General features: G+C 66.1%; 7 protein-coding genes. 3 read left to right on the top strand and 4 right to left on the bottom strand.

Going from position 1 to position 7,725, the window contains the following annotated elements; all coding sequences use genetic code 11:
- The 4 genes from ABFE16_17395 to ABFE16_17380 form a co-directional block, all read right to left on the bottom strand.
- Positions 1 to 1,627, bottom strand: a 1,627-nt coding sequence (locus ABFE16_17395; protein MEN6347076.1) for a hypothetical protein, incomplete at its 3' end; no start/stop codon positions are given.
- A gap of 54 nt (positions 1,628 to 1,681) precedes the next feature.
- On the bottom strand, positions 1,682 to 3,592 hold the full coding sequence (locus ABFE16_17390) for an ABC transporter ATP-binding protein (GenBank protein MEN6347075.1): 1,911 nt from the start codon (positions 3,590 to 3,592) through the stop codon (positions 1,682 to 1,684).
- Between the two features lie 58 nt (positions 3,593 to 3,650).
- Positions 3,651 to 4,325 (bottom strand): TIGR00266 family protein, encoded by a 675-nt coding sequence (locus ABFE16_17385; protein ID MEN6347074.1) that lies wholly within the window; start codon positions 4,323 to 4,325, stop codon positions 3,651 to 3,653.
- 54 nt (positions 4,326 to 4,379) lie between these two features.
- Complete coding sequence (locus ABFE16_17380) at positions 4,380 to 5,393, bottom strand: hypothetical protein (GenBank protein ID MEN6347073.1); 1,014 nt, start codon at positions 5,391 to 5,393, stop codon at positions 4,380 to 4,382.
- A 113-nt stretch (positions 5,394 to 5,506) separates the two neighbouring features.
- Here ABFE16_17380 and ABFE16_17375 point away from each other — a divergent pair, with 113 nt between their 5' ends.
- The 3 genes from ABFE16_17375 to ABFE16_17365 are packed head-to-tail and all read left to right on the top strand — an operon-like array spanning position 5,507 to position 7,676.
- Complete coding sequence (locus tag ABFE16_17375) at positions 5,507 to 5,896, top strand: hypothetical protein (protein MEN6347072.1); 390 nt, start codon at positions 5,507 to 5,509, stop codon at positions 5,894 to 5,896.
- Between the two features lie 2 nt (positions 5,897 to 5,898).
- The gene (gene ribD / locus ABFE16_17370; protein ID MEN6347071.1) at positions 5,899 to 7,047 is read left to right on the top strand and encodes a bifunctional diaminohydroxyphosphoribosylaminopyrimidine deaminase/5-amino-6-(5-phosphoribosylamino)uracil reductase RibD; all 1,149 of its coding nucleotides are present in this window, start codon (positions 5,899 to 5,901) and stop codon (positions 7,045 to 7,047) included.
- Positions 7,032 to 7,676 (top strand): riboflavin synthase, encoded by a 645-nt coding sequence (locus ABFE16_17365; GenBank protein ID MEN6347070.1) that lies wholly within the window; start codon positions 7,032 to 7,034, stop codon positions 7,674 to 7,676. Before ribD ends, ABFE16_17365 begins: the two co-directional genes overlap by 16 nt.
- Positions 7,677 to 7,725: the final 49 nt, after the last annotated feature.

Genomic DNA, 7,725 nt, shown 5'->3' with positions numbered 1-7,725 from the left:
GCTTCAGCGCCTCCTGAACACGCTCCATCACGCGCTTGAGGTCCTCGTTCATCAGCTCGGACATGAGCTTGTGCAGCTCCTGCACCTTCTGCACCAGGTCATCACTGAGCAGCGGGCTCTCGGCCAGTAGCTTCTCCGCCTCGGCCATCGCCTGCCGCAGGTCCTCGGCTCGCCCGGCGAGGCGCTGCTGAGCCTCCTGGAGTTCACCGCGGGACACCTGGCCGGAGCTGCCTGAACTCTCCGCCTGCTGCGCCTGCCGGATCATCTCCTGGAGCTGCTGATCGAAGGCTGCTGCCTCGGTCTTCAGGTTCGCGAGCGCATCCTCTTCGCGCGTCTGGGCCTTCTCAACCGTCGCGGGCGTCGGCGGCAAGGGTGGCAGGGCTTTGAGGCCGACTCGGTAGAGGGAAGTCGCGGCGGTCTTGGGGCCGGAGACTAGGTCGGTGTCCTGCGCCACTGCCCGGTACTCAATCGCCTCACCGGGGCGCAGGGCCATCGGCGCAAGGTCCCACTGGAAGGCTGCGTTCAGATGCCGCTCGCCACCGGCGACCTCGAGACTGCGCCAGGTCCGCTCCCCGGCACGCCGGTACTGGAGTCGCAGCGCCGCTACGCCGAAGTCGTCGTCAGCGGAGAGCACCAGCCGCAGGGGCTCCACACGGTCCAGCACCAGGTCGCGGCCGGGCTCCACCAACCGCACCGTCGGCGACTTGTCCTCCTTGACCCGCAGCCTGTAGGGTCCAACAGAGGCGTGCTTGCCCGCTCGCTGCGCAGTCAGGGTCCACTGCAGGCTCCCGGTCGCGGTGAAGCTCCGGCTCAGGTCTGGCCCGCGAAGACCCGAGGCCTGCACCTGCCCGATCTCCAGGACCGCCGTCGCCTCAGGGTCGATGGTAGCGCGAATCGTGACCCGACTCCCCCGGAGTACCTCCAGGCTTCCGAAGTCCTCGTGCAGCGTCTGCCCGGGAAGGCCACTGTAGGCCGGCGGCTCAACCTCGACCGATAGATCGCGCAGCCCCAACTGCTCCAACTCGGGAGGCAGGACGGGCCGCCTCAACGCCGGTCTCTCGGTCTGGCCGATTCCACCCGGTCCCGTCAGCCGCGCCAGACCAACCGGACAGGCTGCCGTAATCAGCGCCGCCGTCAGCAGGAGCGGCAAGGCTGCGAGCGCCAGTCGCCGCAGGCCACGCAAGTCCAGCGCCGTTAGCAGGTCCAGGCCCTCAAGTCGGCGCGAGACCTCCAGTCCCAGTAGGTCGGTCAGTGTCCGCGCCGGCCGTGCCGACTCTTGTGCACTAGCCTTAGTGAACTCCGGCGCCGGATCCACGAGGGTCAGCAGGCCATCCTGCAACTGCGGGAAGCGGCCCTCGACGAGTCGCGCGGCATCTTTGAGGGAAACGGGTCGCAGTGCCGGGACCAACACCAGCGCGACCCACAGCAGAAGAGCCAGGCTAGTCAGCCCGGCGGCGAGGTACGGGGCAATCGCGGCATAGCGGGGAATCTGGTCGAGCAAAGCAACAAGCGCCGCGAGCACAAGGGCAGTCGCGGCGCTCCACAGTACAAGGCCCCGCAGGGCACGGACACAGCGCAGGGCACGAGCCAGCGCCCTCAAGCGCGGCAGCACAGCCTTCGGACCCACAGACGCGTCTCCCATCACGGCACATCGTCCCCCGGGGCCGGTGCAGCGCAGGCCTTAGCCTCCGCTACCGGGGTCGCGCGGACCGCCCATACCCATTCCGCCCGCATTGCCCACACCGGAGGGGATGCCCCAATCCTCCTCAAACTGGAACTGGCGGTTGTACATCTCGGCGTAGAGGCCCTGATTCTCGATCAGCACCTCGTGCCGGTCCTGCTCGACAACCTGCCCGTCATCGATGACCACGATCTTGTCAGCCTTGCGAATCGTCGACAGGCGGTGGGCGATCACGAAGGTCGTCCGCCCGTGCATCAGGTTCGCGAGGGCCTTCTGGATGATCTGCTCCGCCTCGGTATCGACCAGGGAGGTCGCCTCATCCAGGATCAGGATGCGCGGATTCGCCAGCAGCGCCCGGGCAATGGACAGTCGCTGCTTCTGCCCGCCGGAGAGTCTCACTCCGCGCTCGCCGCACATCGTGTCATAGCCCTTCTCCAACTCGACGATGAAGTCGTGGGCATAGGCAGCCTTGGCCGCCTCCACCAACTCCTCCTCGGTCGCGTCGGGTCGGGCGTAGAGGATGTTCTCGCGGATCGTGGCGTTGAACAGGAAGGTTTCCTGCAGCACCATCGCGAGATTGCGGCGCAGGGACTGCTTCGTCACCTCTCGCACGTCATGGCCGTCGACCAGCACCCGGCCCTCGAAGGGGTCATAGAAGCGGGGGATGAGGTTGACCAAGGTGGTCTTGCCCGCGCCGCTGCGGCCCACGATCGCGACAGTCTCACCCGGTGCCGCCGACACCGAGACATCGTGGAGCACGACCTCGCCGGTCGTGTAGCGGAAGCGCACGTGCTCAATGTCGACGCGACCTTCCACCTGTTCCAGCTCGACGGCGCCTTCCTTCTCGGCCACTTCGGGTTTCTCATCCAGCAACTCGAAGATCCGTGCCATCGAGGCCAGCGCCCGGTTCATCGTGTTGTAGGTCTGCACCAGGGTGCTGATGGGCTGGTAGAACTGCTGCAGGTACAGCAGGAAGGCGACCACGTCACCGGCGGTCGCCAGGGCGTTGCCGCCGGTAGCCAGTCGAGCGCCGTACCAGGTCATGACCACGCTGCCGGCTGAGGTGATCAGGCCGACGGCCGGGAAGAAGGTGCTCCACATCCAGATGCTCCTGGCGTTGACCTTCCAGTACTCTTTGGCGGAGACGTCGAAGAACTCGGCCTCCGCGTCCTCGCGGGCGAAGGCCTTGATGACCTGGATGCCCGAGATGCGCTCCTGCAGCTTGACGTTGATGTCGCCCAGCTCTTCGCGGATGCGCCGGAAGACGGGGCGAATCACCCGACCGAAGACGATCATGCTGACCAGAAAGATGGGCAGCGGAACCAGGGCGACCACGGCCATCCGCCAGTTCATCCAGAACATGAAGGCGACGACACCGATGATCCGCAGCGCGTTGCTGATCAGGTTGTCGGTGCCGTGGACCACCATGTCTTCGACGGTCCCCACATCATTGCTGATGCGGGACATGATGTCGCCGGTGCGCTGGTTCTCGAAGTAGGCGATGTCCAGCGTCATCATGTGGCGGTAGCACTGCATCCGCAGCGTGTACATGAACCGCTGCCCCAGCAGGTGCATCACGGTCATCCGGGCAGCGCCGAGCACGCCGCCGAGGATGGTCCACATCATCAGGGCGGCTGCCAGGGGATACAGCAGGTTGGTCTGGCCCTGCCCGATGACCTTGTCGAAGATGTCGCGCAGCAGCTTCGGCTGGTACAGACCTGCCCAGGTCGCGCCGGTCATGGTCAGGACGCCAAGCACGATCTTGTGCCAATGCGGGCCCAGATTCGCGTAGAACCAGCCCAGCATCCGTTTGTCGGTAATGCTCAGCGGCGGTGGCCCTTCACCCTCCCGCCCAGAGTCCTCCCCACGTCCGTGTCCGCGGCCACCTCGCATCGGCTGGCCCATGTTCATACTCGTCGATCCGTCTCCCGTCCCGGGCGTCTGGGCCCGGCTTCTAGAGGTTCGGCTGCTAGGAACTGGACTTGGGAAGCTTGGGAATCAGGAACTTCAGGAAGGCGTCCATGCTCCGGGTCTGCAGGTAAAGTCTTCCCGGTCCGGTGAAGTCGCACACCAGGCCCTCGCCGGAGAGGAAGGTCTCCTTCAGCCCGCCGGCCCCACGCACCTTGTAGGTGATGGTGTCCTCGAAGGCCACCATGTGGCCGGTGTCGACCACGTACTGCTGGCCCTCGGCAAGCTGCACCGCATGGATCGCGCCGTAGGAGCTGATGAACAGGTCGCCCTGGCCCTGGCACCTGAGCAGGAACAGACCCTCGCCGGAGAAGAACAGCTTTGCGCCACCCCACTTGGTGTCCATCTGAATGCCCGGCGTGCTGGCGATGTAGGAGCCCGACTGGACATAGAAGGTCCCGTTCAGCGGCACGTGCAGCAGGTCGCCGGACAGCGACGGAGCCAGCGTCAGCTCGCCCTGGCCGCTCGTGCAGGTGAAGGTGTTCATGAAGAAGCTCTCGCCGCCCAGCAGCGACCGTTTGAGGCCGCCGAGGATGCCGCCGCGAGCCGCCGTCTGCATCAGTACATTCGGCGTCATCGAGACCATTGCGCCTGCTTCGGCCTGTACGGCTTCGCCCTGTTCAAGCACCAACTGCAGCAGCGAGTAGGACGGCTGGTAGAAGACGTGGCTTTGCATGTGCGCCTCCCTGTGTTGTCTTGCTCCGTGCTCTTGCCCGGCCCGGTTTGCAGGCTATCCGGCGGACCACTCGTCTCTCACCGGCTCGCCCTTCAGTGCATGGGACAGGCTGTCGAGGGCCGCAGACTCGGACCTGAGGACCGCGTCGAAAGCCTCCTCCAGATTGCTCTCTTCTTCGGCGGAGTCCAGGTCGTCTCCTTCTAGCTCTTCCTCCAGAGGCACCGGCACCCACTCGATGGCACGGGCCGCTTCCTCGTAGTGGCCAACCGCTGCCTCCAGCCCCTCAAGAGCACTGGCCGGAGCGAGATCCGCACAGCATTCCACGAACTTCGCCGCAGAATAACGAGCATCGGCCAGCCAGGACCGGAGCCGGACATGGGCGGCCAGGCGCTCGCCGAGTGGCTTCGCAGCCTCTTTAGTGCCCTCTTTCTCCCGCTTAAGAACCTGACACCAGGTGTCATGTGCCGCCCTCATTTGCTGACGGCGCGCGAGCGCCCCTTCGAAGCTAGCTGTGGCGGCCTCCCAGGGCGCAGTCGTCTCACAGGTCCCGGCGATGACCACCGTCTTGCAGGCCCGAGGAGGTGCCCCGAGGCAGGTCTTCTCCTCATACCCCGCAGGCCAGCCGACCCAGACCCGCCGGCCGGGATCGACGCCGGTGAGGACCGCCCAGTCGTCCTGCTCCTCGGGCCATCCCAGCACCGGCACACCGAAGCCGGCACGCAGTGCCTGGGTGATCGGCTCCGTCCAGATCTGCGTCTCCTCCGGACCTGTCGCGCAGAGCACCGTTCCCTGCACTCCCAGCGCCCGCAAGGCCTGGGGCAGGAGCTCGCCGACGTCGCCTGTGTCCAACTCCGGTCCGCCGTCCGCGAAGGTGGGTAGCATGAAGGCGAGACCGCTCAGCCCCATGAGACTGTCATAGTCGGCGTCGTGGCCGGAGGGTGTCAGCGCCGCTGAGAGTGCCCGCAAGAACAAGCGGACGCCACCACGGAGGGTAGCCGGGTTCGGGACTGCGGCCAGCATCACCGCTTCCTGGTCGGGCTCTCGCAGCACCTGCAGACGTCTGAGCATCGCGGCAACTCCCCCGCCTCGGGTCGCTCGCAGGTGCGAGGCCCCGGGTCTTGCGCAATCTTGTGAACCGCCTTCGGCTTATGTTATCATGGCGGTGATGGGGGGTACAACCAATGGCGGGCGCACCTGAGCTCAGCTACACCTCGGCAGTCGTGCTCATGGTCATGGCGGTTGCTGTGGCAGTTGGCGCCGCCGTGCAAGTGTCCGGGTACTTCCGCAAGCGGCAACTCATCACACGCCCCCAGCTTGTTTTGCGCCTGGTTACCGCCGCGCTGCTCATGGCGATCATCGGCATGATCTTCTTCGGCACGGTTCACCGCTGGCCAGACGCCCTCTCCGAGCTCGTCTTCTGGTGCGTTCTCACCCTCCTGGCAGTCGTCGTGATCGTCCTCTCGGTCATCGATCTGCGGCTGCTGGAGCGCCAGAGACACCTGGAACAGGCGGCCATCTACAAGGCGTTGCAGGACTTGCAGGACAAGAAAGGTCCGGGAGGGGCCAACTAAGCGTGTCGCAGAGTGACCTGGCCGCAGAGCGCGCGGCAGATGAGAAGTTCATGCGCAGGGCCCTTGAGCTTGCTGCGCGGGGACTGGGCCGCACCAGCCCCAACCCCGCCGTTGGCAGTGTCGTTGTGGCCGAGGGCGAAATCGTCGGCGAGGGCTTCCATTCGCGAGCGGGACAGCCCCATGCAGAGCCTCTGGCCCTGCAAGAGGCCGGAGAGCGTGCCCGTGGCGCCACGATCTATGTGACCCTGGAGCCCTGCTGCCACTGGGGCCGGACGCCCCCTTGTACGGACGCCATCCTCCGGGCTGGGGTTCGTCGCGTCGTCTATGCCTGTGACGACTGTGATGAGCGCTGTGCCGGAAGGGGTGCCCAGAAGCTTCGTGAGGCCGGCCTTGAGGTCACTCCCGAGGTCCTGGCGACCGAGGCGCGACGGCTCAACGAGGCCTACATACATCACAAACAGACGGGGCGGCCCTTCGTCACGCTGAAGATGGCCTGCACCCTTGACGGCAAGATCGCCACGAGCACCGGCGATTCCCGGTGGGTGACCGGTGAGGCGGCTCGCAGACAGGTCCATGAGCTGCGCGACCGGTCGGAGGTCGTCATGGTCGGCGTCGGGACGGTGCTTGCCGATGATCCGCAGTTGACGACGCGCCTGGAGGACCCTTCTGCGCGGGATGCCCTGCGTGTGGTGGTTGACTCGCGGGCACGCACCCCGGTCTCAGCCAGGGTCCTTTGCGCTGAGAGCGAAGCCGGTTGCCTGATTGCCGTCACCAGTCAGGCCGCACCGGAACGCATCGAGGCCCTTCGGAAGGCCGGTGCCGAGGTGCTGGTGCTGGAGCCGATGCCGACCGCAGTCGGTGAGCCCGTGCGGGTGCCCCTGGGTGCGCTCATGGATCATCTGGGCGCACAGGGGCGGATGAGTGTGTTGCTGGAGGGCGGAGGCACTCTGGCCGCTGCAGCCCTTGCCGAGAATCTGGTTCACAAGCTCGTCCTCTTCTACGCGCCGAAGGTGTTGGGCGGCGACGGTATTCCGGTCTTTGCAGGGCCTGGGCCTGAGCGCATGGCCGGTGCTCGACCGCTGTCCATCACCGCCGTGGCGCGCGTGGGAGACGACCTCAGGGTTGACGCCTACCCATGTTCACAGGACTAGTTGAGGAAGTCGGATCGGTGCGCTCGGTGACTCCGGTCACCCTCGGTGCGGATATCACGCTCGAGGCCCGCACCGTTCTGGAGGGCACGCAGGTCGGCGACAGCATCGCCGTGAACGGCTGCTGCCTGACCGTCGTTGCGCTCGGGAGCACTCACTTCACGGCCCATGCGGGCTCGGAGACGCTGTCACGGACAACGCTCTCGGGCTGGCGAGCCGGGAAACGGGCCAACCTCGAGCGAGCGCTGAGCGCCTCCTCACGACTGGGCGGGCACTTCGTCCAGGGCCACGTCGACGGCGTCGGCACGGTCCTGTCCTCCATACCGGAGGGTCAGACGACCCGCTGGCGGTTCTCGCTGCCCGAGAGCCTGAGCCCCTTCGTCGTCGAGAAGGGCAGCATCGCCATGGACGGCATCAGCCTGACCGTTACCGCCTGCGGGAGCGACTACTTCGAGGTCGCGATCATCCCGCACACCGTGGCGCATACCACCTTTGGAAACCTGCGTCCGGGCGAGGACGTTAACCTTGAGACCGATGTCCTGGCCAAGTATGTGCACCGGATGCTGGGTGCGCTGACCGAGCGCAAGCAGGGCATCACCGAGGATTTCCTGAAGCAACACGGCTACCTGTAACCGGCTCCTGAGGGGCCGGAGCCGATACCTGTCGCAGGGCCACACAAAG

It is taken from the genome of Armatimonadia bacterium (assembly GCA_039679385.1).
In the GTDB taxonomy this organism is placed as follows: domain Bacteria; phylum Armatimonadota; class Zipacnadia; order Zipacnadales; family JABUFB01; genus JAJFTQ01.
The sequence above is the reverse complement of the archived record's forward strand: the minus strand, read 5'-3'. Positions and strand labels throughout refer to the sequence as shown.

Excerpts from the sequence above, each read along its gene's own strand:
- ABFE16_17390 (MEN6347075.1), bottom strand. The coding sequence starts at position 3,592 with ATGAACATGGGCCAGCCGATGCGAGGTGGCCGCGGACACGGACGTGGG.
- ABFE16_17385 (MEN6347074.1), bottom strand. The coding sequence starts at position 4,325 with ATGCAAAGCCACGTCTTCTACCAGCCGTCCTACTCGCTGCTGCAGTTG.
- ABFE16_17380 (MEN6347073.1), bottom strand. The coding sequence starts at position 5,393 with ATGCTCAGACGTCTGCAGGTGCTGCGAGAGCCCGACCAGGAAGCGGTG.
- ABFE16_17375 (MEN6347072.1), top strand. The coding sequence starts at position 5,507 with ATGGCGGGCGCACCTGAGCTCAGCTACACCTCGGCAGTCGTGCTCATG.
- ABFE16_17365 (MEN6347070.1), top strand. The coding sequence starts at position 7,032 with ATGTTCACAGGACTAGTTGAGGAAGTCGGATCGGTGCGCTCGGTGACT.